13 protein-coding genes are annotated in these 26,246 nt (G+C 51.8%); all 13 read left to right on the forward strand.

The window, feature by feature from the left end; translation table 11 throughout:
* Window positions 1-3 precede the first annotated feature (3 nt).
* Window positions 4-3,198 carry a response regulator gene (locus ACFMKP_RS19300; RefSeq protein ID WP_382294196.1) on the forward strand — a complete coding sequence of 1,065 codons (3,195 nt, stop codon included), beginning with the start codon at window positions 4-6 and terminating at the stop codon, window positions 3,196-3,198.
* On the forward strand, window positions 3,195-3,575 hold the full coding sequence (locus tag ACFMKP_RS19305) for a response regulator (RefSeq protein ID WP_382294198.1): 381 nt from the start codon (window positions 3,195-3,197) through the stop codon (window positions 3,573-3,575). The genes ACFMKP_RS19300 and ACFMKP_RS19305 overlap by 4 nt, the downstream gene beginning before the upstream one ends.
* Before the next feature lie 54 nt (window positions 3,576-3,629).
* Complete coding sequence (locus ACFMKP_RS19310; protein WP_382294200.1) at window positions 3,630-5,213, forward strand: long-chain fatty acid--CoA ligase; 1,584 nt, start codon at window positions 3,630-3,632, stop codon at window positions 5,211-5,213.
* Window positions 5,214-5,678: 465 nt separating this feature from the next.
* Complete coding sequence (locus ACFMKP_RS19315) at window positions 5,679-6,107, forward strand: hypothetical protein (protein WP_382294202.1); 429 nt, start codon at window positions 5,679-5,681, stop codon at window positions 6,105-6,107.
* A gap of 140 nt (window positions 6,108-6,247) precedes the next feature.
* On the forward strand, window positions 6,248-6,721 hold the full coding sequence (locus ACFMKP_RS19320) for a hypothetical protein (protein ID WP_382294204.1): 474 nt from the start codon (window positions 6,248-6,250) through the stop codon (window positions 6,719-6,721).
* 3 nt (window positions 6,722-6,724) lie between these two features.
* Window positions 6,725-8,014 carry a cytochrome P450 gene (locus tag ACFMKP_RS19325; RefSeq protein WP_382294206.1) on the forward strand — a complete coding sequence of 430 codons (1,290 nt, stop codon included), beginning with the start codon at window positions 6,725-6,727 and terminating at the stop codon, window positions 8,012-8,014.
* Between the two features lie 11 nt (window positions 8,015-8,025).
* Window positions 8,026-10,884 (forward strand): excinuclease ABC subunit UvrA, encoded by a 2,859-nt coding sequence (gene uvrA, locus ACFMKP_RS19330; protein WP_382294209.1) that lies wholly within the window; start codon window positions 8,026-8,028, stop codon window positions 10,882-10,884.
* A gap of 170 nt (window positions 10,885-11,054) precedes the next feature.
* Complete coding sequence (locus ACFMKP_RS19335) at window positions 11,055-11,705, forward strand: hypothetical protein (protein WP_012191641.1); 651 nt, start codon at window positions 11,055-11,057, stop codon at window positions 11,703-11,705.
* Between the two features lie 163 nt (window positions 11,706-11,868).
* Window positions 11,869-13,167, forward strand: a complete 1,299-nt coding sequence (locus tag ACFMKP_RS19340) for a DapH/DapD/GlmU-related protein (RefSeq protein ID WP_054535432.1) — start codon at window positions 11,869-11,871, stop codon at window positions 13,165-13,167.
* A 38-nt stretch (window positions 13,168-13,205) separates the two neighbouring features.
* Window positions 13,206-14,141, forward strand: a complete 936-nt coding sequence (locus ACFMKP_RS19345) for a response regulator (RefSeq protein ID WP_382294211.1) — start codon at window positions 13,206-13,208, stop codon at window positions 14,139-14,141.
* Window positions 14,142-14,181: 40 nt separating this feature from the next.
* A complete protein-coding gene (locus ACFMKP_RS19350) occupies window positions 14,182-24,630 on the forward strand; it encodes a GAF domain-containing protein (protein ID WP_382294213.1) in 10,449 nt (3,482 codons plus the stop codon).
* A 24-nt stretch (window positions 24,631-24,654) separates the two neighbouring features.
* The gene (locus tag ACFMKP_RS19355; protein ID WP_382294215.1) at window positions 24,655-25,035 is read left to right on the forward strand and encodes a response regulator; all 381 of its coding nucleotides are present in this window, start codon (window positions 24,655-24,657) and stop codon (window positions 25,033-25,035) included.
* Entirely contained in the window at window positions 25,032-25,865 is an 834-nt protein-coding gene (locus ACFMKP_RS19360; protein WP_204755089.1) for an alpha/beta fold hydrolase, read from the forward strand. The genes ACFMKP_RS19355 and ACFMKP_RS19360 overlap by 4 nt, the downstream gene beginning before the upstream one ends.
* The last annotated feature ends 381 nt before the right edge of the window (window positions 25,866-26,246 follow it).

The following is a 26,246-nucleotide window of genomic DNA, read 5'->3' on the forward strand; positions in this document are numbered from 1 at the left end:
CTCGTGATTGCAACCCCGTATAGCTCAGCTCAACAGCGCTCACGCTTTGTCTGGTTAATGAGTATCCAAGCGGTTTTGGTCGTTGTATTGCTCATCGCATCAACGCTCTTGACGTTTGGCATGAACCGGCTGAGCGCTCGCGATGCAAGTTTGCTGGGCTATCGGGTGAGCTTAAACGAAGTCAATATTGCCTTGCTGGCCTTACATAATAACTTGCGTGGCTATACCACCACCGGCTCGGCTATTTTCTACGACGAGATTCAAAAACAGCATGCGATTGTTACCGAAGGGCTTGAAGTTTTGGCCCTCAACCCGCCCGATCCTAGCTTGCCTCAGGTTGTGCAGCAAATTGACGAATGGCTAAACAACACCTATCAACCAGTGCTGGATTCGGTGGCCAAGCAAGACATGCTTTTGGCCGAATTGACCCTTGAACAAGGCCGCCCGCAAATCGAAGCGGTGATTGATACCACGAATATCTTGCGCACGCAGTTGCGCGAACGCTCCGATGGCTATCGCGCCCAAATCGATACCTACAACTGGATCAAATTTGCCTCGATTGGCTTGCTTTCGGCCTTGATTGTGGTTTCGATGCTTGTTACGCTGCGTTTTTGGCGCACCCAACAGCATTTAATTCATGAGATTGAGGATAAAGGCAGCCAATTGCTGCAAAGTAATCATGAGTTGAGTTTCAATACCAATCAATTATCAATTATTAACAGTATTTTGGGCGTGCGGATCAACGAGTCGCGGGTGTTGCGCGAAATTAGCGATTATTTGGTGACTAATCCGACTCCTGCTGAAGCCTATACGTTTGTGGCCCAAACGGTGGGCAACGTCTTGAATACGTGGTGTAGCATTGCTCTGCGTTTTCCGCCGCCACGCGAAGAGTTTCTCGATGTGATGGCTTCGTATCATGCATTGCCAAGTCGCCAAGCCTACATCGACCAAATGGTGCAAAGCGTTCAGTTTCGAATTGATAACGGCCTATATTCGCCAATCTTTACTGAACGCGCTCAGGTGGTTGAGCTTTTCAATGTGCCAGCTGAGCAACGTCATCCGAATTATCTGACTAGCGAGGTACGCGAACATTTAGAGCCGTTTACGCTCTATTCGTATTTGGCAGTGCCAATCAAAATTCAAGATGAAGCAGTTGGCTTAATTTCGGCGGCCTCTGATTCGCCCGAACGTCTGCTCGACCACGATCAAACCTTGTTTGTGCGCCAAGTAGCTGATCGCTTAGCTGCATGGCTCGAAAATATTCAACTGTTTTATTTGCTCAAGCAGCAAGCCAACGAGTTGCAAACCAGTTTCGATAGCATCGATGATATTGTGGTTGCCTACGATAGCCGAGGCCATCAAACCAGGATTAACGAGGCTGGCTTGCAATTTTTTGCTGGTCGCCACTTCGATTTTCTTTCGACGACCTTGGTTTGGCGAACCGCCAAGGGCAATGTGCTTGGCTTCGATGAACATCCAGTGCAGCAAGCCTTGGCTGGCACAACTGTGCGCGATGTTGAGGTTGCCTTGCCCCGCGCCGATGGCGTGCCAATTATTCACGAGGTCAGCGTTTCGCCCTTGCGCTCTGGCGATGGCATTATCGAGGGGATTGTGCTGGTCGCCCGCGATTTGACCGCCCGCAAAGAGCTTGATCGGCTCAAAGAAGAATTAGTCGCCAACATGAGCCACGAGTTGCGCACGCCGCTGACCGCAATCTTGGGCTATAGCGAGCTATTGCTCAAACGACGCACCGAAGTGCTCACACCATGGCATACCACCAAAATTGATGGCATTCGCACAGGCGGCCAGCGCTTGCTGAGTTTGGTCAATGACCTGCTGGATATTGCCAAGCTCGATGCTGGCCGAATTGAGTTGCAGCGCCAAACGACGCTCATCAATAGCCTTTTGGAAGAGCAAGTGTCCATGTTGCAAACGATGATTCGCGAGAAAAATCAAACGCTGATTTTGCAATTGAGCGATGATCTGCCCTTGCTGATGATCGATCCTGAACGGATTGGCCAAGTAATGACCAACCTTTTGAGCAATGCAATTAAATTTACGCCCGAGCATGGCACAATTACCTTGGCTTCAGCGGCCTTGAATATCAACGAACAAGGCCAAGTTGAATGGTTGTCCCAAGCTTTAGAGACCGAAGTGCCGCCGATGTTGGCAGGCCAATATGTGTTGGTTCAGGTCAACGATAACGGGGTTGGCGTGCCAGCCGAAGCTTTGCTGAAACTTTGGGATCGTTTTTATCAAGTTGAGGGTGGCTCGACGCGCCGTTTTGGCGGCACTGGCTTAGGTTTATCCATTGTTCAGCAATTGGTCGAGCTGCATGGTGGGCGCACTTGGGCCACCAGCGCAGGCGAAAACCAAGGTAGCAGCTTTACACTAATGTTGCCAGTGAGTCGTGGTGCGCAGCTGGTGCGGCTCAACCAAGGTGTGCGGCGCACCATTCTGGTAATTGAAAACGATCAACATTTGGCCTTGCAACTCGAAGAACAATTAAATTCCGCTGGCTTCGAGGTGATTGTTGCCGCCGATCGGCATAGTGCTTTGGCCTGGGCCAAACAGCATTCACCAGCAGCAATTACCCTTGATTTGGTGATGCCCAATAGCGAAAGCTGGGAAACGCTGGCGGCGTTGCGCGAAATTGACCATTTAGTCCAAGTTCCCGTCTTGATCGCAAGCGACGCTTCGTTATACAATGAGCTACCAGGGGTTGGTGTCTCCACCTACGTTGTCAAGCCAATCGATAGCCAAATTCTCATTCGGATTATTCGCCAGTTGCTTGGGGTGCAAACTCAATCGGGCTTTATTCTCGTTGTTGATGATGATTATGATATGGCCGAACTGCTGTGTGCAACCTTGCAAGAGCATGGCTATGCTACTCAAGCCTCATATGATGGTGCTGCGGCGCTTGATCTGATTCAACAGGGCAATTATCCCCAACTGATTTTGCTTGATCTGATGATGCCTGTGGTTGATGGCTTCCAACTGCTCGAACGACTGCGTGCCAACCCTGAAACCCGCAATATTCCGGTGATTATTGTGACAGCACGCGACTTAACCAACGATGAAATTCGCCAATTGCGCCAAGCTGCGCAAGCCATTCAGACGAAACATACCCTCAGTATGCGTAAGCTGGTTGCTGAAGTCCAACGGTTTGCCCCGTTGAAGGAATCGGATACTCCATGAACAAACCAGTTTTTCTGCTGGTCGAAGACGATCCATACAACCGCGATATTTTGCGCGAAATTCTCGAGGATTATGCCGATTGCGAGATTGTGGAAACCACCAATGGGCGAGAAGCGCTTAATTGGCTTTTAGATCAATCCAAACTTCCAAACCTCATTTTGCTCGATATGATGATGCCCGAGATGGATGGCTTTGAATTTCTGCGTCACTTGGGTACGCATCCTCAGCATGACCAACTGCGGGTAGCTGGCGTGAGTGCCCGGGCACATAACCACGACCGCGATCGGGCGCTCCAAGCGGGCTGCTGGCGCTATCTCACCAAACCCTTTGATATTCACGAAATTGAATCAACAATTGCTGCGGCTCTGACAAACTAAGGTTTCGGCAGTGCGGTGGTAGATTTTTCTATGGCTTTTTAGGAGGTTTCATTGATGATTCCCCAGACGGCTACGACGCTCAATTTGGCCACAATGCTCGATGATCACGCCCGCAAGCGCCCCAACCGCACTGCCCTCATTTTCAACGATATGCGTTTCAATTATGCCCAGCTGAATGCCATGACCAACCAAATTGCCAATGGCATGCTGGCGCTTGGCATCAAGCCTGGCGATCATGTGGCGCTGTCGTGCCCCAATTTGCCCTATTTCCCGATGGTCTACTACGCTGCGCTCAAAGTTGGCGCAGTGATCGTCTGTTTGAATATTATGTTGAAGCCGCGCGAAATCGCCTATCACCTTAACGATTGCGATGCCAAGGCTTTCTTCTGTTTTGAGGGCACTGCCGAGTTGCCGTTGGGCCAAATGGGCAAAGCTGGCTTTGATCAAGCTGAAAACTGCGAGCACATGATCGTGCTGACCGTCAATCCTGCTGCGCCATCGCCCATCGAAGGGGTCAAAACCTTGGGTCAATTGATGTACAATCAAGCTCCAACATTTACGACCCACCCTACCAAAGCCGACGATACGGCGGTAATTTTCTATACTTCGGGCACGACTGGCCAGCCCAAAGGTGCTGAACTCAGCCACGCCAATATGTTTTTCAATGCCATGGTGGCCCGCGATTTGGCCTGGCCAATTCTTGATAATAGCCTCGATGGCTCGAATGTGGTGTTGATTACCTTGCCACTTTTTCACTCAACCGGCCAAACCGCGCAGATGAATGCCAATATTTTTGCTGGCGCAACCCTGACCTTGCTGCCGCGTTTCGAGCCAGCCACAGTTCTGGCCGTAATGGAGCGCGATAAAGTCAATCTCTGGACGGGCGTGCCAACCATGTTTTGGGCGCTCTTGCAATATATCGCCGCCAATAAGATCGATCCCACGCCGATTGCTGCCAACTTGCGCCTGACCTCATCGGGCGGTGCGCCGATGCCCGTTGAAGTGATGCGCCAATTCGAAGAAGTGTTCGGCGTGCGGGTGCTCGAAGGCTATGGGCTTTCGGAATGCTCACCTATTGCCACCTTCAATCATATCGATCTGCCCTCGAAGCCAGGCACGGTTGGCCAACCAGTCTGGGGCGTTGAAGTGCGCTGCGTCGATGATGCTGGCAATTCAGTTGCCGCAGGCGAAAAAGGCGAGATTCTGATTCGCGGCCATAACGTAATGAAGGGCTACTACAAACGACCCGATGCAACTGCCGCCGCAATTCAAGATGGCTGGCTGTATACCGGCGACGTTGGCACGATTGACGAAGATGGCTATCTCTCAATCGTCGATCGCAAGAAAGATATGATTTTGCGTGGTGGCTACAATGTCTATCCCCGCGAGATCGAAGAAGTGCTGATGACCCACCCAGCGGTTTCGTTGGTGGCCGTGCTGGGCGTGCCCGACGAAAAACTGGGCGAAGAAGTCAAGGCCTTTATCGTCAAAAAGCCAGGTGCCGAAGCCAGCGAAGAAGAAATTGTGGCTTGGTGTCGCGAACAATTTGCCGCCTACAAATACCCACGCATTGTCGAATTCCACGAGCAATTGCCAATTAGTGCCACTGGCAAGATTCTCAAACGCGAATTGCGCTAGGCCTTTGTGAAGGATGAGAGATGAGGGGTGAAAAGGATGAGGGATGAGGGATGAGGGATGAAAAAGTAACGTCAGAAATCAGAGGTCAAAAGAAGTGAGGGCTGTACTGGTACATCAGTTAACCACCGCCTGATCCCCTCACCCCAACCCCTCTCCCGTCCAACGGGCGAGGGGCTTTAACGCTGTGGTTCTTGCAAAATTCGTCAATGAAAACGGGTGGCTCCCCTCGCCCGCGTTCAGTGGGCGAGGGGTTGGGGTGAGGGCATTCCCATCGTTGCCAATCCAATCAACCAGTAAACCTAGCCAATAGCCAACTCAACCTTCGCGTTCTTCGCGGTTTCAACTCTTCGTGTTCTATATTCTATGTTCTATGCTCTATGTTCTTTGCTCTTTGCCCTAACTCCTCCGCTCAACGATTGTTATAATACTGAATAACTTTGTCTTATTCGCTGATGGAGGCGTGTTGTGAAGTTTCTGATTGCTCTTGATCAAGCTGGTGCTGTCGATCCAGCGTTGGTTGGTTTGACTGCGCTTAATTTAGCTGGGACGACTCCTGGCTTTGTCTTGAATACAACGGTTTATCATACAGCGCCGCATGGCGAAATTACCCCTGATGTTGAGGCCGAAATTGCCCAAGCCTATGCCGCGTTGGGCGTAGAACAGGTTGATGTGCTTGCTTCGCCAGCAATCGTTGGTGGCGCGCCAAGCGATGCTCCAATGGCCTTTGCTAGCTTTACCGCAGTTCAAGGAGTCGACAAAATTGTCTTGGCAGCTGAACGCTGCTGGCAATCGGCAACTAGCGAGGCAGCGCGCAAATTCTATAGCGAGCAAGCAATTAATCCCGACGATGTACAACTGGCCGTGGTGATTATTCCAAGTAGTAGCCAAGCCTAGTGCAAGAATTTGCCGTGGCTAGGCTCTTTGCAAAACAGCCTAAGATTGATAGGTTTTCGGCATGCATGCTGCTATAATGCTGCTATGCCCGCCGAAACGTTCAATTGAATCATCAAATCAGTTTTGTCGAGAGGTTGCTTATGTTTCGTCGTTTCTCTGGCTTGCTTGCTGTCGTTATGCTCGGAGTGCTCAGTTTGGTGTTGCTCCGGCCAGCAGCTGCAAGTAGCTTGGCTCAACCACCTCGTCCAACATTAACGCCTACGCCGCTGCCGACAGAAACGCCCTTACCCACGGCAACTCGTTTACCTGCAACCGCAGTTCCGGTGGTTACTGCTGAACCAACCGCAATTGCCCCAACGCTTGAGCCAACTGCAACCCTTGAACCAACCGCGATTGCGCCAACTGCAACCGCCTTGCCAAGCGCAACGCTCGTGCCGGCTACCGCTACCCCAATGCCTCCAGTAACCTTGCCTGATACCGGTGTGGTCAAACCCGCTCCGGTTGCTTTGCCAGTCACCAGTAGCCCATCAACCTCAAATACGTGGTTATGGCTTGGTGTGGCTTTGATTGGCTTCGGTTTGATTGGGCGTTTTGGGTTGAAGTTTATGCGCTAAACCGTGAAACGACGCTTAGCTCCGCCTGCTGGCTGTCCGCCTGGTTCGTTTGGGCTGCCGCTCATTGGTGAGATTCGTGAGTGGGCTGCTGACCCATTGCAATTTGCCCAAGAACGCGCTCAACGCTATGGCCCGATTTGGTCGACCCATCTTTTGGGTCGGCCTTGTGTTGTTTTATTGGAGCCAGCGGGCAATCGCTTTATACTCAGCCAAGCAACCCAGCATTTTTCGTGGCGCGCTGGTTGGGGCCGCGCTATGCTGCGCCTCATCGGTGGCGGCTTATCATTAACTGATGGTCACCAGCACGATCAGCAACGGCATATTCTCAAGCCTGCTTTTGCTCATGCAGCGCTGCAACAATTGCAACCGCAGATTCAGCACTTGATTCAAGCCCAAATTCAAACATGGCTCGCTGCTGATCAAGTTTGTTTATTGGAGCGTTTGCAGGCATTGGCCTTTGATGTGGCCTTGCTCGTGGTTTGCGGGCACACGCCAGCCCCGATTGCTGAGGCTTTGCACCACGATTTTGCGGCCTTTACCGCTGGCTTATTTACCCCAGTGCCCTACCCAATTCCGGCCACGCCCTATTATCGGGCGCAACAGGCTGGGCGACGTTTGCGCCAAAGCTTGGGCTATCTGATCGAGTTGCGGCGTTTGAGCTTGCAACCTGATGCGTTGGATAGTTTAAGTTTGCTTTTACACGCCGACCCGAATCAGACCGACGATCAATTAATGAGTGAATTATTGCTCTTGCTGTGGGCTGGCCACGATACAGTTGCTTCGTTGCTGACCTGGATTTGCCTTGAATTGGCTCAGCAGCCTGAAATTCTGCAACGTTTGCGCCAAGAAATCAGTACTAATCAACATAGTTTGCTTGATCATGTGTTGCGTGAGGCTGAGCGCTTACACCCGCCCGCGCCTGGTGGTTTTCGCGGCGTGGTTGAAGCCTTTGAGTATGCTGGCTATCATGTGCCGCAGGGTTGGTTGGCAATGTACTCATCGGTTTATACTCACCAGATGCCGAGTTTGTGGCATAATCCAACCCAGTTCAACCCCGATCGTTTTGCAGCACCAAGCAACGAGGGCAAACAAGCCTATAGTTTGGTTGGTTTTGGCGGCGGGCCACGAATTTGCATTGGTTTGGCATTAGCTCAAATCGAAATGCGCTTGGTTGTGCGTGAATTAATCGCCAATTATGATTGGCAACTTGTGCCCAATCAAGATTTGCGGCCAGTTTGGTTGCCAACTAACCAACCCCGTTCAGGTGGCTTGATTCGATTACAGCGAATTTAAAGGAAGCGGTTATGGCTGAAATTGACCAGATTCAGATTGTTGGCGCACGCCAGCATAATCTTAAAAATATCGATTTAGCCATTCCCAAAGGCAAATTGGTGGTTTTTACCGGGCCATCGGGAGCGGGCAAATCGAGCTTGGCGTTTGATACGATTTATGCTGAAGGCCAGCGTCGCTATGTTGAATCGCTTTCGAGCTATGCGCGCCAATTTTTGGGCCAATTGCCTCGGCCCGAAGTTGATAGCATTCGTGGTTTAGCGCCAGCGATTGCGGTTGCCCAGCAAACAATCAATCGTTCGCCGCGCTCAACTGTTGGCACAATCACCGAAATTTACGATCATTTGCGCTTGCTGTATGCGCGAATTGGCAAGCCGCATTGCCCAATTTGTGGCCGCTCGATTGAGCAGCAAACCGCTAGCCAAATTATCGATCAGATTTTGAGCTATCCCGATGGCACGCGCTTGATGATTTTAGCGCCCTTGGTCAACGAGGAAATTGGCTCGCATGCGACGGTTTTGGAGCAAACGCGGCGGGCGGGCTTTGTGCGGGTGCGGGTCGATGGGGCGATTATTGACCTTGATGATCAGATCGATTTAGATCATCATGCGGCGCATAGCATCGAGGTAGTGATTGATCGTCTGATTATTCGCCACAGCGAAGCCATAAGTTTGAATGACCATCCTGATCGGGTGCGCGTCAGCGATTCGGTTGAAACTGCGCTCAAAACAGGCGCTGGCGTATTGCTGGTTCAGCCGATCGATGGTCAGCAGATGCGCTATAGCGAGCATGCGGCCTGCCCTGAGCATGGGCCATTGGCCAGTGGGGCCTTGGAGCCACGCATTTTTTCATTTAACAGCCCACATGGCGCGTGCCCAGTTTGCGACGGTTTGGGCACAGTTGATGATTTTGATCGAAACCTGTTACAATCCTACGCAGCGCAAACTCTTGGCGAATTGCTTTTGAACCCACTGCGCACCAGCACGACGACCAACCAACAATATTGGGAAGAAACAATTCAGGCTGTAGCAGACGCTTTGGCCATTGATCTCGAACAGCCTGTTGACACAATGGCGGGCTGGGCGTTAGATTTATGGCTCGAAGGCACGCTGCCAAGCGCTGAGCAATTGCCTTTAACCAAGACCTTGCGCCGCCAATTGGAGTCTTGGCCTGGGTTGCTTGGTTGGTTGCGCCAACATTGGCAACAGGCGAGCGAACAAGAGCGCGAAGGCCTGAGCCACTATCGCCAAGGCACCGTTTGCTCTGCATGCGAAGGTTCGCGCTTGCGACCAGAGGCGCGGGCAGTTACACTACAAGGGCGGGCGATTGATCAAATCACGAGCTTATCGATTGAGGCGTGTTTTGCGTGGCTCAGTGCGTTGCCCAATACGTTGCGACGCGAGCGCGATCAGCAGATTGCAGCACCGATTGTGCGTGAAATGGTGTTGCGCTTACAGTTTTTGCGTGATGTTGGGTTAGAATATTTGAGTTTGGCGCGCACTGCTGATAGCTTATCTGGTGGTGAAGCGCAACGGATTCAGTTAGCCACCCATATTGGAGCTGGGTTATCAGGGGTTTTGTATGTGTTGGATGAGCCGTCGATTGGCTTGCATCCACGTGATACAGCGCGCTTATTACAAACATTATTACAACTGCGCGACCTTGGTAATTCAGTGTTAGTGGTTGAGCATGACCCAGCGATTATTGCGGCGGCAGATTGGGTGGTTGAGGTTGGACCGACGGCGGGCTTGCAAGGTGGGCATATTATTGCGAGTGGCACAGTTGAACAACTGATGGCCCAGCCCAATTCGCAAACTGGCCACTATTTAGTTGGCCAACGTCAGCTTGGTTTGCCTCAAACACGGCGAAAGCCAACCCATGCTACACTACTGCTACGTGGAGCCAAGCAGCATAATCTCAAAGATCTTGATATAACGATTCCTTTAGGCTGTTTGGTGGCCATTACTGGCGTTTCTGGCTCGGGAAAATCGAGCTTTATTCATGAGATTCTCTACCCACGGCTGGCCAACGAATTGCATGGTAGCCGGCTAGCAGTGGGTCGGCATCGCAGCCTTGAAGGCTACGAGCAACTTGATAAAGTGATTGCGGTTGATCAAACGCCGCTTGGGCGTTCAGCGCGTTCCAATCCTGCGACCTACACCGGTATTTTCGACGCATTGCGTCAATTGTTTGCTGGGACAGCTGAAGCCAAAGTGCGGGGCTATGGAGCCAGCCGATTTTCGTTTAATGTTAAGGGCGGGCGCTGCGAGCAATGTCGTGGCGAAGGTGTGGTAACGATTGCCATGCAATTTTTACCAGATTTAGCGGTGACCTGCGACGCATGCGCTGGGTTGCGTTATAATCGGGAAACCCTTGATATTCGCTATCGTGGGTATACCATTGCTGATGTACTCGCCATGACAGTTGGCCAAGCCTTAAGCGTTTTCGAGCGCATTCCGGCCTTGGCGCGGAAACTTGAGAGTTTAGTTGAGGTTGGGTTAAGCTATTTGACCCTAGGCCAGCCAGCGGCGACTCTTTCGGGGGGCGAAGCGCAGCGGGTAAAACTAGCGGCAGAGCTAGCACGTCGCGGGACAGGCCGAACCCTGTATATTCTTGATGAACCAACAACAGGGCTCTATTGGACAGATGTTGAACGGTTAATTGCGATCGTGCAACGCTTGGTTGATACAGGAAACAGCGTTGTGGTGATTGAACATCACCTTGACGTGATCAAGACCGCCGATTGGGTGATCGATTTAGGGCCTGAAGGTGGAGACACTGGTGGCCAGCTGGTTGTGGCTGGGCCGCCGGAAGTAGTCGCTATGAATCAAGCTTCATGGACTGGCCGTTTCCTTCAAACCGTGTTAGCTTGACGGTATGCCCAAAGCGTGAACAGCAACTGTGAATTTGGGGCATTATAAAGGCACATTGTGTTGACGAAGGTATAGCCTTAATGTACAATGTGCGTGCTGGCCGGGCCACGTTCCGAACCACGCCGTGTTGCCCCACTGCGAAGCTCACAGCATAGTGCAAGGAGTTACTCATGGCAGAAGAGCGCACCAATACGTCTGACGAGCTTGAGCGCCTGTTCTACCCCAATAAAATCGCACGATTGTATCTTCTCAGTTTGGAAGATGTTATGGGCCGCACGGGGGTCAATGCGCTGCTAAATATGGCAGGGATGAAACACCTCGTCAATAACTATCCGCCCAACGACTTAAAACGCGAATTTTCGTTCTTTGATCTCGCAACGATCAGCGAAGCCACCGAAACAATGTTCGGTCCACGGGGTGCGCGTGGGATGGAACTGCGGGCCGGACGGTATGCGTTTAGTCTTGGGTTGAAAGAATTTGGCCCACTATTGGGGATGGCCGACCTTGCGCTCAAACTGATGCCCATGACCATGAAAATGAAGATCGTTTTGAATGCGGTAGCTCAAACATTCGACCGCTTCAGCGATCAGCCGAGTCGGGTAGAAGACCAAAAGGGTCGTTTCCTCTATTACATTGATAAATCACCAGTGTTCTGGGGACGCGGCAATAGCACCCCGATCTTCTATTTGGCGCAAGGGATTATCGAAGAAGCCTTGACGTGGGTGACCGGCGGTCATAACTTCAAGGTCGAACAAGTTGCAAGTCCACGCAATGGCGACCCATACTGTGCGTTTGCCATTGACAAGGAGCCAATAGATTAGGACGATGTAAGTCTGCCAATCTGTGCGCTGGCGACGAGCAGGACGCTCACAGACATCCAACTGTAATCTGTTTGCTGCCCATATTCGTGAAAATTCGAGTATAGTACCAGCAGATACCAGTTGGTTTCGGTGGTCGAAACGTCTTGAGCTGCAGGGACTCGTTATGAAACGGATTGTTCTCCGCGATCCTACGCTTATCGCTCCCTTTGGAGAACCAGCGCGTGATTTGCGGATTCTCAATAAGCCGCTGTGGCTGCTACACCGTGATCTGCTTGCACGCCACTGCCAAAGTGTTGCGGAAGTAGACGATTGGTCTGAAATTTCACCAAGTAGTGATGAACTCTTGGTGCATAAAGATAATCTCTATTTCAACCGCGATTTCATTGAGACGTTTATCGCTGAGGCACGCGCCACTGGGCAACCTTGCCAAGTGGCTTTTGCTGCTGATGATGCGATGATTACGGCCCATGCTTTGCGATTACAAGAGGGTATTCGCAAGCATGGTAACCATTATATTGCCGACCTCTACTATTTCCCTCGCGGCGTTGTCCCGAATCCACAACCGCTGGTAATCGATACCAATGCCATGGAGATGGGCTACTACCATATTCCAAGCTATATGGCGCCCAACCAAGGGGATTTGGTATTCCAGGTGCCAATTCGTGCGTTTTGTTCAATCGAAAGCTGGGTCCATATTTTCATGACAAACTCTCCGCTCGGGGTGTTTGCATGGGGTCGGAAGCTGGAGCAAGAGGTTGCCAACAGTTGGCGTTTGAAGTTGAAGATTGGCTTTCGCTCGTTTATCGAACGCAAGCACTTTCTGTCATCATCACCAGTGGTCAAGATTGGCAAGAACTGCTCAATCGACCCATCGGCGATTATTCAAGGCCCAACTGAAATCGGTAACAACGTGAATATTGGCGCTGGAGTGGTGATTACGAATAGCTTGATCGGTAATAACGTCACGATCATGCAAGGCTCGCAAGTGATGCTGAGCGTGGTCAGTGACCGTTGTTATTTGCCATTCCGGGCCGCCTTGTTCATGACTGTCTTGATGGAAAATTCGATGGTGGCGCAAAATACCTGTTTGCAGTTATGCGTCGTTGGCCGTAATACCTTTATCGGGGCTGGCAATACCTGTACCGATTTCGATTTGCTGGGCAAGCCAATCAAGACGCTCCATCGCGGGCGCTTGGAAGAAGTTGGCCTGCCAGTCATCGGCTCGGCGATTGGCCATAATTGTAAAATTGGCTCAGGCTTTGTCATTTATCCAGCCCGCAACATTGAATCAGGCACGGTCTTGATTTATGGCGATGATCATTCTGTCATTCCTAAAAATGTTTCGAGTGGTATTTACACCCGCCCACCAGTTTTCTATCCCGACCGCGATCCCCGCGTTCAACGCATTCCTGTGGGCGATCGCGTCGCCGATGAGTACCCAGCAGAACAATTCCGTGATTAACGCTGCATCGCACGCGGCGTGCGATGATGGAGGATACTGTGAGCAAAGAACGCATCTTAGTCGTCGAAGACCAAGCCGATATCTCTGGCTTGCTCAAAATTTACTTCACCTCGCAAGGTTATGAAGTGATGACCGCGATGCGCGGGCAGGTAGCGCTCGATCTTGTGAAACGCACGCCGCCGCATTTGGCCTTGCTTGATGTGAATTTGCCCGATATGACCGGGTATGATATTGGAAAAGCACTGCGCGCCAATGCCCGTACAAAGCATATTCCAATCATTTTCTTAACTGCCCGTGGTGAACGCGGCGATAAAGCCGAAGGGCTTGGGGTCGTCCAAGCCAATGATTATATTGTTAAGCCGTTCGATATTGAAGAAGTGCATATGCGGGTGCGCAATAACTTGGCCTTGGCCCGCGAAAAAAGCCGCACCCACCCAGTCACTGGCTTGCCAACCGCCGAATTGATTAACGAAGAGCTGCGGCGCTTGCTCTCCGCCGAAGTCTGGACGCTGGCAACCGTCCATATCAATGGCTTCGATACTTTTACCCAAGTCTATGGCTCGGTCGTTGGCGAAGATGTGCTCAAATTTGGCGCATTGTTGATCAACGAAGTCGTTAGCGAGTTGGGTGGTCAAGAGGAATTTATCGGTCAGTTAGTGACTGGGCCGGATTTCTTGATTACCTCGATGCCTGAGCGGGCTAAACCAATTATGGAGCGGATTGCCGAACGCTTTGACCAAGAAATTGGCTTGCACTATAGCTATCCCGACCGCAAACGTGGCTATATTTTGGCCAAAAACGCCGATGGTACTGAACGCCAAGAGCCACTCATGACGGTTTCAATTGGGGTGCTTGATAGCGCCGATGGGCCATTCTACGATATCCGTGAACTCAGCGAAACTGCTGAAAGTGTGCGCCCATTGCCCAACCTGCAAGAAGGTTCAGTTCGTAGCGCTGTGAAATTTGGCCGCTAAGCCAGGAGTTACTGCCTGTGCCTAAAGAACACAAACGCCCATGAAAATCTCTCCTCCTTCCACCGCAATTTGGCACGTGTTAACAGGCATTGCTCACCTCGCCCGTGAGCAATTGCCTGATTTGCCAACGTTCGCGCAGCGCTGTGCCGATTTGCTCAAACAAAGCGGCTTGTTTGCTCAAGGGGCGATCCTCCGCCTAGGTCAGCAACGTTCGTTGTTGACTGCATGGGGCATGAATAAACGCGCAACCAATCGGTTGTTGCCTGCTCGGGTTTTAAATGGTGGAAGCGAGGTTCGGCTGCCAGAAGGTTGGCAGCTGTTTGCGATTGGCACCGCCGAAGTGCCAGGCGTTTTGGTGGCACCGGTTACCCTAGAGCCAGAGCCATTAACAGTTCTGTTGGCGCAATTAACGACCTTATGGCAGGGCGTGGCCTTGCAAGAGGAGTTTGCCCGCCGCGAGCGCACCGTTGCCGCAATGACCGAATCGTTGCAGGGCTTGGCGCAACAGCTGAATGCAGACGAATTTTTGCAAACCTTGGTTACCCAAGCCACCGAATTGCTGGGCGCTGCTGGTGGTGGGGTCTATATGACCGATTCCAACCAGCAATACTTGGAGCTGCGCCAAGTTGTGCAGTTTCCTGCCAATTGGAATGGCGCACGGATTCAGGTTGGCAAGGGCGTGGCTGGCACGGTGGCTCAAAGTGGCAAGCCGATGCTGGTTAATAATTATGGCCAAGCCAAAGAACAATATGATAATCTGCCCGAAGGCATTAACTTCACTGCGGTGATGGCCGCTCCATTACGCGCCGACGAGACGATTATTGGTGTTTTGGTGCTGGTGCATATCGAGCCTGAGCGCGGTTTTCAAAACGCCGATTTAGCCTTGCTTGAATCGTTTGCGGCTCAAGCATCGCTGGCAATGCGCACCGCCAAGCTCTTCGATGCCCAACGTCAACGCCAACGCGAATTGTACTTGCTGTATGAAAATAGCTTGACAGTTGGCTCTTCGCTTGATCTGACCCATATTCTCAATCGCTTGACTGAAAATGTATTGCTGGCCCTTGGGGTCGAGCAATGTTTGTTATTGCTCTGGGACGATCGGCGCAAAATCTGTGAGTTGGTGGCCCAAGCTACCGATGACGATGCAGCAAACTCGCTCGATTTGTCGATTGGGGCAACCTATGAGTTGCGGCCTGAGTCGATTTTGAAAATTGCCTTCGATACCCAGCAACCAGTCTCGGTTGTTGATGTTGGCACCGATCCGCGAATTAGTGCTCAACGTTCCTGGCTCAAAGCACGGGGTATTCGCAGCGCCTTGGGGCTGCCAATGCTGCTCAAGGAGCGGGTAATTGGCATTCTCTTGTGTACTACCACCAGCCGTGTGCGCAGCTTCAACCCCGGCGAAATTACCTTGGCCCAAACCTTGGCTGCTCAAGCAGCTACGGCAATTGGCAATACCCGCTTATTAAATGATGAGCGTCGCCGTAACTCCGAACTCTCGGTGCTACAATCGCTGAGCGCCAAATTGACCTCCGGCGTAAGCCTGCAAGTTGCGCTTGAAAGCATCGGCGAAAGCGTTGCCCAGCTCTTTGATAATATTGATCTTGAAATTTGCGTCTATGATCCGCAAACCCAAGTGCTCAATAGCCAATATGCCACGCCGCGTACCCGCCAACATTACGCCAGCGAGGGCGGCTCGTATGGCATCGATCAGGGCTTGACTGGCTGGTTAGCCCGTCATCGCTCAACCTTGCGGATCGACGATTTGCAACGCCAGAAGATTGTTAAGCCCATTCGACCACACGAAACCTCAAGTGGCCTGGCCTTCCGCTCATTCTTAGGCGTGCCAATGTTGATCGGCGAGCAGTTGATTGGGACGCTGGAGCTTGGTTCGGGCACAATTGGGCGTTTTGATGCTGAAGATGAGCGCTTGCTGAATATTATTGCCTCCCAAGCAGCCCAAGCCTTGCGCAATGTTCAACGCTACGAGGCTACCGACGAAGTGCTGCGCGAACGGGTGCGCGAACTCTTGGCACTGCAACGGATTAGCCGCGAGCTAACCTCGACCTTGCAGCTTGAGCAGTTGTTGCCAGCAATGTTGACCGAAATTAGCCAAGCAACTGGTTGTGGCTATGGGATTGTCGTGCTCTATAACGATGATGAATCGCTGCACGTGATTGCCCAAAATGGCTATGGCTCTGCTGAAGAAGCTGGCTTTTTGGCCTTGCCATTGCTCAATAATGGCTTGCTGAGCGAGCCAATGCAACGCGCCGAGGCCTTGATCTATGACGATGTGGCCGCGCTCGACGATAATGTCGAGTGGGGCGAAGTTCGTTCGTTGCTCATGGCTCCAATTTTGTATGAAAATCGGGTGGCTGGGGCAATTATTGCCGGCGATACCAAAGCCTATGCCTTCGATCACGCTGCGCTCGATTTTGTCCGTGCTGTTTCCGACCAAGCTGCCTTGGCAATTGGTAATGCCCAACACTACGAAGAGCAAGTTAAACAACGTGAATTGTTGCAACAACGCGCTAGCCTTTTGAATGAAGTGTTGGAGATTGGCAACGCGCTGCGCGCCGATATGGAGCTTGGCAATCTGCTTGAGCAAATTGCATTTAGCGTTACCGAAGCCGCTGGCTATCGGATGGTCTTGTTCAATCTGATTGATCAAGCCCATCCAACGATTATGCGCACGGTTGCTGGCGCGGGGATTGCGCTCTCCGATTTGGAGCAATTGCGCAATGAAGATATTGCGATTGAGACCATCCATCCATTGCTCGACTCGCAATATCGGATTGGGCGAGCCTACTATATAACTCGCGGCAACGATTCGAGTGCTTGGCACGATGGCGACCAACTGCTGGTGCCATTGTATTCAACCGAGCGCGAATTAATTGGGATTATGACGGTCGATGATCCGTTTACCCATGAAGCGCCAACCCGCCGCACCGTCGAAACGCTGGAAATTTTTGCCAACCAAGCGGCAATTGCAATTGAAAATGCACGCTTGTTTGATCAGCGTTCGCGCCAAATTGCAGAGCTGGCGATTATCAACCGCATTAGCCGCGCTGCCACCACCAGTCTCAAATTCAATGATCTGGCGCGTGAAGTCTATAACGTGTTGCGCGAAAATCTGCCAATTCGGGCCTACTATTTGGCAGTATTCGATACCGAACGCAATAGTGTGGTCGAATCGTTGGCGATTGATGATGAACACTTTATGCCCGATGTCGTCAATGGGCCAATTAACGAAAACTCGTTGATGGCTAGAATCATCAAACAACGCGAAACATTGTTCTTCAACGACATGACCGCCGAGTTGCTCGCCAACGATGGCAATAGCCCACCGCGTTCAGAAGCAGGTAATAGCACCGATGTGCCACGCTCGTGGATTGGCGTGCCGCTGCTCTTGGGCGATGGCACGGTGCGCGGGGTGCTTTCGCTGCAACATAATGAAGCTGGGCGCTATGGCGAACGCGATGCAGCCTTGCTGGATACAATTGCTAATCAATTGGCAGTGGCGATTGAAAATTCGCGCTTATACGGCGATAGTCAATCGCGCTTGGCTGAATTGGCGCTGATCAATAAAATCGGTAGCCTAACCAACTCAACGCTTGATTTTGTGAAAATTCTCCAAGGTGTGTACGAGTCGTTGCGCACAATCTTAGATTTAAATGTTTTCTACAGCTTCGTCTACGACCCAATGCTGGGTGAGATTGTGCTGCGGGTGAATGTTGAAGAAGGTAAGTTCTTTATTGAAGAACAACGCGAAAAGCTCTTGCCTAATTCGCCTTCGGCCCACGTCGTTAATTCACTTGAGCCGTTGGTCTTCCGCGATATGCCTCAAGAAATTGAGGGCAAATATACAATCAAACGCTTTGGCAATCCCGATAAATGGGTTCGTTCGTGGATTGGTGTGCCGCTGAAGATTCGTGATGATACTGCTGTGGGGATGCTCTCAGTTCAGCATTACGAGCCAAATGTCTATAGCGAACGCGACGCTGAGTTGCTGCAAACGATCGCTAGCCAAGTGGCCTTGGCAGTGCAAAACGCGCGCCTGTTTGGCGACCGCGAACGCCAAATTCGCGAGTTGGATGCGATTAGCCAAATTGGTCAGTTGATGAGCGCCTCGCTTGATCTGAATGAAATGCTGGGCTTGACTGCTGAATACTTGCAAGAAGTTACCGCAGCCCCAGTCTTCTATACGATGATCTACGATGCTGAGCACGACCAAGTGATCGATGGCTATGCGGTGCAAGAAGGTGTGCCCGCAGAACGCACTCCGCGCGGCAAGCCACGAGTTGGCAGCCCGAGCGCCTGGGTCGTGCAACATCGTGCGCCATTGATTTTGGCCGATGTGACCAATAAAGCTGAGTTGGAGCAAAAGGGCGTTCAGCCCATGGCCAACCCAATTCAGGGCAAAAACAAATCGCCGCGTTCATGGGTTGGCGTGCCGATTATTGCCCGCGACGGCGCACCGATTGGCATGCTCTCGTTGCAAGATTATCAACCAAACGCCTTTGATCAACGCACGGTGGCCTTCTTGACCAACGTGGTTTCGCACATCAGCTTGGGCATCCAAAAAGTTCAGCTCTTCAACGAACGCGATCGCCAAATCAAAGAGCTTGATGTGATTCGACGGGTTGGTCAAGTGACCAGCTCGACCTTGAACGCCGATGAGTTGATGCAAGGCGTGTATAACGTGTTGCGTGAGTTCTTGCCGATTGATATTTTCAATCTTAGCGTCTTCGATAGCGAGCTGACGGTACGGATTCATAGCTTCGTGATTGATCGTGGCATGATTATCAATTATCCCAAAGCCACGCCAATTACGCCGCACTCGCTGACCGCGTGGATTCTGGAGCATCGCCAGCCGTTGCTGTTCAAGTCGGTTGACGAGGAAATGAAGGCCTACCCGGATATTCATCCACGGGTTGCCTCTGCCGACACGGTGCTTTCGCAATCGTTGATGGGCGTGCCATTGCTCACCAATAACGACGAACCGCTCGGGATTTTGCTGCTGCAACACTACAAGCAAGCAATGTTCGACGAACGCGATTTGCAATTGCTGATCAACGTGGCCTATCAGGTGACCTTGGGGATGCAAAACGTGCTGTTGTATAGCCAAACCCAAGATGGTTTGGATCAACTAGCAACTGAAGCTGAGCGTTTGGCGCTGATCAATCACGTTTCTGATCTGACGGCCTCAACCCTCGATACCCAAGTGCTCTACGATTTGGCCGTCGAAGAAATGGCCCAAGTGACCGATGCTTCGCAAGCGCGCTTGGTGATTTTCGATTACGAGGCGCAAGTTGGCTACACGCGGGCTGAATTTCCCAAAGGCGATCTCAGCATCGAGGTTCCGGTTGCCAACAACGGCACGATTCCTTGGATGCAGCGCCATCGCCGCCCATTGGTGATCAACAATCCGCTTGAGCATGAAATGACCGAATCGTTCCGCGAAACGACGAAGCAACTAGGCATTCAATCATTGATGTTGGTGCCGTTGATCGTCAAGGGCGAAGTGGTTGGCTCGATTGGGCTTGATCATATGGTCGAAGGGCGCAACTTCAGCCAACGCGATGCTGAAACCTGCCAAACGATCGCCAATCAAATTTCGCAAGGCTTGGAAAATGCCCGTCTGTTTGCTGAAACTGAGCGCCAAGCCCAAGTGCTGAGCCGCAAAGTTGGCGAATTGTCGGTGTTGCTCGAAGCAGGCCAAGCACTTAGCTCAATTCACGAGCCAACCCAAGTGTTGGATACCTTGGTGCGCTTGGTGGCCCGCCAACTCAAAATCGAAACCGTGATTTTGTTTACTGGCGATGAAGAGCTTCAGCCAGTAGCATCGTTGGGTTTGCCAACCGATTTTGTCCAAAGCCTGCGGGTCAAACGCGGCGAGGGCTTGGTTGGGACAGTCGCCGAGCTGCGCAAGCCGTTGACGACCAGCGCAACCGATGGTCAATCGCCAATCATCTCGCAACATGTCGAATTCAATCGCGACCATGGCCTCTCGGTCTTTATGGGTGTGCCGATTGTTTATCGCAACGAATTGTTGGGTGTGCTCAGCGTGATGTCTGGCGAAGGCGCTGCCTTCAACGAGGACGATACCGCGCTCTTGAGCGCTTTGGCCGATCAAGCGGCAATTGCAATTGAAAACACGCGCCTGTTTGTCGAGCGCGAACGCCAAATTACGGTGCTGCAAGCATTAAATGATGTGACCCAGGCGATCACCTCGACGCTTGATCCGCAAACCTTGCTACGCCAATTGCACCTGCGTTTGAGCAGCGTGGTTGATACGCGCCACTCATTCATTGTGCTCTACGACAGCGATCACAACATTTTGACCTTCCCTGTGGTGATGAATGGCGGTCGCGAGGAACGGCTCGAACCCCAAGCATTGGCCGAAGGCGTGCTGAGTCGAGTTATTCGCGGGCGACGCACGATTGTGTTGAACTCGATTGAAGAAACCGCCAACGCCTCGCGCTTCTTGCTGGGCCACGATACGCCGATGGCTTCGTGGGTCGGGATTCCGATTATGCTTGGCGATATGGTTTTGGGTGTTATCACCATTCAAAGCCCACTGCCACGCGCATTTAGCACCGAAACCATTCAATTCTTGCAGGCAGTTGCCAGCCAAACCGCAATCGCCTTGGAAAATGCACGCTTGTTTGCTGAGCGTGAACGCCAAGTAACCGAAGCGGCAATTTTGTCGTCGATCAGCCAATCGATGACGGCAACGCTCTCGCCAGAAGAATTGGCTAGCTCAATTTTGAAGGGCTTGACCGAAATCTACAATACCGACAACGCCTATATCGTGTTCTACGATGCCCCAACCAATATGATTTCGACCACGGTTGGGTTTAGCAATGGCCAGCAGTATTCGTTGATTTCGCATGTGCTGAGCAACAGCTTCCTCAAAACGATGTTGTTTGAGCAACGCCCATTGATGTTCAACAGCAAGCACGATTTGCAGAACGAACGCTATTCGCCTCGGCTGGAAGGCATTCCCGATGCTATCGAGCCAGAATCGGTAATCGCCGCGTCGATCACGATGGGAAGCCAAACCTATGGCATGAATATCAATCAGCCGTTGGGCGTGATTGTGATTCAAAGCCCGCAAGCCAACGCATTTAGCCGTGGCCAGCTTCAATTCCTGGAATCATTGGCCAACCAATCGTCGGCAGCAGTCCAAAAAGCGATGCTGTTTACCGAACGCGAACGCCGGATTCGCGAGTTGGATACGCTCAACCGCATCAGCCAAGGGATTACATCGACGATTAGTTTGGATGAAATCTTAGAGCGCTTGTATGCTGGCTTGGGCGAAATTGTCGATGTGAGCACGGCCTTTATTGGCTTGTACGATCCGCAAACCCACTCGATGGAGTTCCGCGAAGCCCACGACCGTGGCGAGCCAGTCACGATCGGCACACGCCGTTTGTCGGTTGGGGTGCCAGCCTGGGTGATTGAACATCGCCAGCCGCTGTTGCTGAACACATCGGAAGAAGCCAACGAATATCGCGATGCTCAAACCCAATTAACGACCGAAGCAAGCGCAATGCGGATTGGCGACCGCGGCGAACTTGAACAATCGTACTTGGTTGTGCCAATTGTGGTTGGGGTCGATGTGATTGGGATTATCAATATTCAGAGCTACGAGGAATATGCCTTCTCTGAATATGATATGAGTTTTGTGACCACGGTTGCGGCTCAAGCTGGCGCGGCGATTGCCAATGCGCGCTTGTTCTCCGAGCGTGAGCAATCGATTCAACGCTTGAATACGTTGAATAACATCGGTCAAGCCTTGAGTTCGACGGTGCGCTTTGACGACTTGCTGCGCGTGATTTACGAACAAACTGGCAAGTTGGTCAATACTGAAAACTTCTACTTGGCGCTGTACGACGAGCGTAACAAAGAAGTGACCTTCCCGCTCTATTACGAGCATGGCACGACGGGCAACGTCTTGCCACAGCGCGGCGTGAACGGACTTACCGAATACGTGATTCGCAAGCGTCAACCTCTGTTGCTGCAAGGCCCACACATCGCCGAGCGCATGGCCGAAATGAAGGTCGACCAAGTTGGCGAGATGGCACGCTCGTGGTTGGGCATTCCGCTGATTGCAGCGGATAAAGTTGTGGGGGTTATGACGGTTCAGAGCTATGAGCAAGACAATGCTTATAGCGACGAATTGGTGCAATTGTTGCTGACGATTGCCTCGCAAGCAGCCCAAGCCTTGGAAAATGCCCGCCTCTTCTCGGAATCACGCCAAAGCGTGCGCGAACTTTCGACGCTTTCAGAAACCAGCGTTTCCTTGGCCAGTACCTTGGAAATCGACGAATTGATGGCAATCAGCTCGTCGAGTGCAATTGAAATGTCGCGGGCAGATTTTGGCGGCATTATCGTGGTTTCGGGCGATGGCTACACCATCACCAACTCGTTGGCGCTTAACCGCGACCATATGGAACTAGAGTTGCCAAATGCCAACGAGCTTGATGTTGGCAGCATGGAAATTCTGCGGCCATTGCGTTCTGGCCATCCGTTGGCGGTGTTTGATGCCAGCACCGATGCCACTTTAGCGCCATTCGTCAATAGCATCGGCATGCGTGGCTCGATCTTCTTGCCAATGTTACGCGAAGGCTTGCGGGGCGTGGTCTTTGTGGGGATGGATGAACCATTTACCTTCAACGAACGCACCATTTCGAGCTTGATGATTTTGGCAACCCAAATTGGCCAAGCGATCAACAATGCGCAATTGTTTGATCAAATTCGCCGCTTCAACCTTGAGCTTGAAGAAATCGTTGATCAACGTACCTTGGAACTCAAGGGCGAAAAAGAACGGGTCGAAGCGCTCTACAACATTGCAACCGAGCTTGGTACGACCCTCGACCGCGATGAACTGTTGCTGCGAACCCTCGATTTGGCGGCTTCGGCCTTGATGGTTCGGCGTGGAGCAGTCTTCTTGCTCGACCGCGAATCCAAAGATTTGGTCTGTCATGCGGTGCTCAACGAGGAATTGGGCTTGAAATCGATTGAAACCCGCGTGCGCTTCCAGCACCCAGGTTTAGCCAACTGGATTATCGAGCACAACGAAGGCGTGGTTATCTCCGATGTATGGCTGGATGAGCGTTGGACGAATGCCCAAAGCGGGCGTGGCGACGATGTACGCTCGGTAATTGCCGTGCCATTGCTTTCGAGCGATGCACCTCAAGGGGTGCTGATGCTCTATAGCAACGAAATCGGCTTCTTTACCCAAGACCACTTGCGCTTCCTCTCAACGATTGGTGGCGAAGTTTCTTCGGCCTTGCACAACGCCGACCTTTACACCTTGGTTTATGATTCTGCTGACCGGCTCTCCGATGCGATGTGGCAACAACGCGAAGAAGCCAGCAAGACCGCTGCTATTCTCCAGAGTGTTTCGGAAGGGGTTATGGTGCTCGACCACCAAACCGAGAAGATCATTCTGTATAATCCAGCTGCCGAAGATGTGCTACGGATTCCGCGCTCGGAAGTGATGCATAACAGCTTGCAAGTGATTGCCGCACCGCGCAACGAAGAAGAATTGCACGAAGAAGGTCGGGCTTTGCTGCTCTACACTGGTTTGCACGAAGGGATTCAAATTGTGCAACGCTCAGAGGGCGTGCATCGCAGCATGATCGAATTGCCTGGCCAATCGATTGCTGCCAACTTCGCGCCGGTGGTTGGCGAAGAAAGCTCGCGCTTCGGGGTTGTGGTGGTTTTGCGCGACATTACCCGTGAAGTTGAAGCCGACCGCGCCAAGCGCGACTTTATCGCGACCGTTTCGCACGAGCTGCGCACGCCGCTTACCCCAATTCGCGGCTTTGTCGATTTGCTTTTACTCGGTGCAGTTGGTCAAATGTCCGACCCGCAGCGCGAAATGCTTACAACTGTTAAGACCAACGCTATGCGCATGGTCGGCTTGGTCGAAGACTTGCTCGAAATTGGACGCTTGGAAGCAGGCAAGATTGTCTTGAACACTGCGCCAAGCAATATCAACCAATTAGTGCGCGATATAGTGGCAACTTGGGACCTTGAGATCAAGAAGAAGAACATGACCTTACAGCTTGAACTTGACGACACATTGCCATTAATCGAGTATGATAGTAAGCGGATTGGACAGGTCTTAACGAACATGGTTTCGAATGCGATCAAGTATACCTATGCTGATGGCGGCGTGATCATCCGCACCTTCATCAACGAGGACAACATGATCCAGCTTGATGTCAAAGATACTGGGGTCGGTTTGACACCAGAGCAACAAAAGAGCCTGTTCAAACGATTCTATCGAGCCGATAGTCCCCTACGTGATGAGGTTGGCGGCACAGGCTTAGGGCTTTCAATCGCTAAGTCGTTTATCGAATTGCATAATGGCGATATGTGGGTGCAAAGCGTTTATGGCGAAGGCAGTACATTTAGCTTCTCGCTGCCAGAAATGCAGCCCCGCCCCGACTTAGGCGAACGTGATGAGGTCTAGCATCGGCAGAACACAGGAGCTTCGATGGGCATGATCAAAATTCTCGTTGCAGACGATGAGCCAGATGTGCTGTTTATGACCAGCTTCAGCCTGCGGAGCCTTGGCGGGTTTGAGGTGATCGAAGCACATAATGGAGCTGAAGCGGTTGAGCTAGCCCTTCAGGTTGAGCCAGAATTGCTGGTTCTTGATATTAAAATGCCAAAGATGACTGGCTATGAAGCATGTCGCGAGTTGCGCACGTATCCGCAATTTGCTTCTACGCCGATTATTTTGCTGTCGGCCAAAGGGCAAAAAACCGAAATTGAGGAAGGCTGGGAATCAGGCGCGACCGAGTATATGCTCAAGCCCTATGCCCCAGCAACCCTCATTGGTCGGGTACGCGAATTGTTGAGTACGCGGGCATGAGTGCAATTTTTATCGAAAATCGGGTTGTGCATTATGAAGTTTTTGGCCGTGGTCAGCCAATTATCTTCTTGCATAGCTGGCTTGGCTCGTGGCGCTATTGGATGCCATCAATGGAGATGGTCTCGGATCGCTTTCGAACCTATGCGCTCGATTTTTGGGGGTTTGGCGATTCGGATCGCGCGATTGGCACCTACAACATCGATGCCTATGTTGAGCAATTGTTGGCCTTTATGCGCGAATTGGGGATGGTTCGCACCAACCTCGTTGGCCACGGCCTTGGCGGCATGGTCGCAATTCGGGCGGCGGCCCAAGCTCCGAACAGTTTTATCAAAGTCATCACCTCCAATATGCCGGTCTATGGCGAGCCGTTGAGTGGCTTGGTCAAGCCGAGCACGCTTTCGCGCTTGATGGGCAAGGCCAACCCAACCGAAACCTGGAACAAGCTGCTCAAAAATATCAAAATCGATGACGATACCTATCGCGAAGTGCTCGAAGATACCAACGCCACTGCTGGCGAGGTGATTCAGCGGGTTTTTGATTCGGTGCTGGCTGCTGATTTGCGTTCAAGCCTTGAAACGCTCAAAACGCCAACCTTGGGCATTTATAGCGGCAACGACCAAATTGTGGCCCGCGATCATGCCCAATTGTTTGAAACTGCGGCGATTGAGCACCAAGTTTTGACTTTGGAAAACAGCACTCACTTTCCATTTTTGGAAACCAATTCGCAGTTCAATCGCTTAATTCTCGATTTCTTCACCAGTCGCGGCGCAAACACTGTCCAAATCAAGGAAGAGTGGCGACGACGCATGAGCCAATTCGAGTATTTGTAGGCGCTTAAAAACGATCATTCGTAGCAACCGTCACCACGCTGTGGTTGGCGGTTTTCTCTGTTTTAGAGGCCAGTGAAATAACATAGAGCATAGAACATAGAACATATATCTACTGATTATTGGATTGGCAACGTGAGCATGCCCTCACCCCCATCCCCTCTCCCACTGCACGCGGGCGAGGGGAGTACGGACTGGCTGGTTCCCCCTCGCCCGCGGGCGGGAGAGGGGGCTAGGCTAGGGGGTGAGGGGATCAGGGCATGGTTAAAGCAATGAACCAATACCCGTAGAACATAAATTATCGGCATAGGGGTTGCTTTTGTCATGCGTAAGTCAATAGCCAAAAGCCAAAAGCCAGAATGCCTCTGCGCCTCGGCGTTAAAG

The organism is Herpetosiphon sp. NSE202 (assembly GCF_042688385.1).
In the GTDB taxonomy this organism is placed as follows: Bacteria; Chloroflexota; Chloroflexia; order Chloroflexales; family Herpetosiphonaceae; genus Herpetosiphon.

What these genes read in the sequence shown, in the direction of transcription:
- ACFMKP_RS19305 (WP_382294198.1), top strand. Translation starts at nt 3,195, where the DNA reads ATGAACAAACCAGTTTTTCTGCTGGTCGAAGACGATCCATACAACCGC.
- ACFMKP_RS19310 (WP_382294200.1), top strand. Translation starts at nt 3,630, where the DNA reads ATGATTCCCCAGACGGCTACGACGCTCAATTTGGCCACAATGCTCGAT.
- ACFMKP_RS19320 (WP_382294204.1), top strand. Translation starts at nt 6,248, where the DNA reads ATGTTTCGTCGTTTCTCTGGCTTGCTTGCTGTCGTTATGCTCGGAGTG.
- uvrA (WP_382294209.1), top strand. Translation starts at nt 8,026, where the DNA reads ATGGCTGAAATTGACCAGATTCAGATTGTTGGCGCACGCCAGCATAAT.
- ACFMKP_RS19335 (WP_012191641.1), top strand. Translation starts at nt 11,055, where the DNA reads ATGGCAGAAGAGCGCACCAATACGTCTGACGAGCTTGAGCGCCTGTTC.
- ACFMKP_RS19340 (WP_054535432.1), top strand. Translation starts at nt 11,869, where the DNA reads ATGAAACGGATTGTTCTCCGCGATCCTACGCTTATCGCTCCCTTTGGA.
- ACFMKP_RS19350 (WP_382294213.1), top strand. Translation starts at nt 14,182, where the DNA reads ATGAAAATCTCTCCTCCTTCCACCGCAATTTGGCACGTGTTAACAGGC.
- ACFMKP_RS19355 (WP_382294215.1), top strand. Translation starts at nt 24,655, where the DNA reads ATGGGCATGATCAAAATTCTCGTTGCAGACGATGAGCCAGATGTGCTG.
- ACFMKP_RS19360 (WP_204755089.1), top strand. Translation starts at nt 25,032, where the DNA reads ATGAGTGCAATTTTTATCGAAAATCGGGTTGTGCATTATGAAGTTTTT.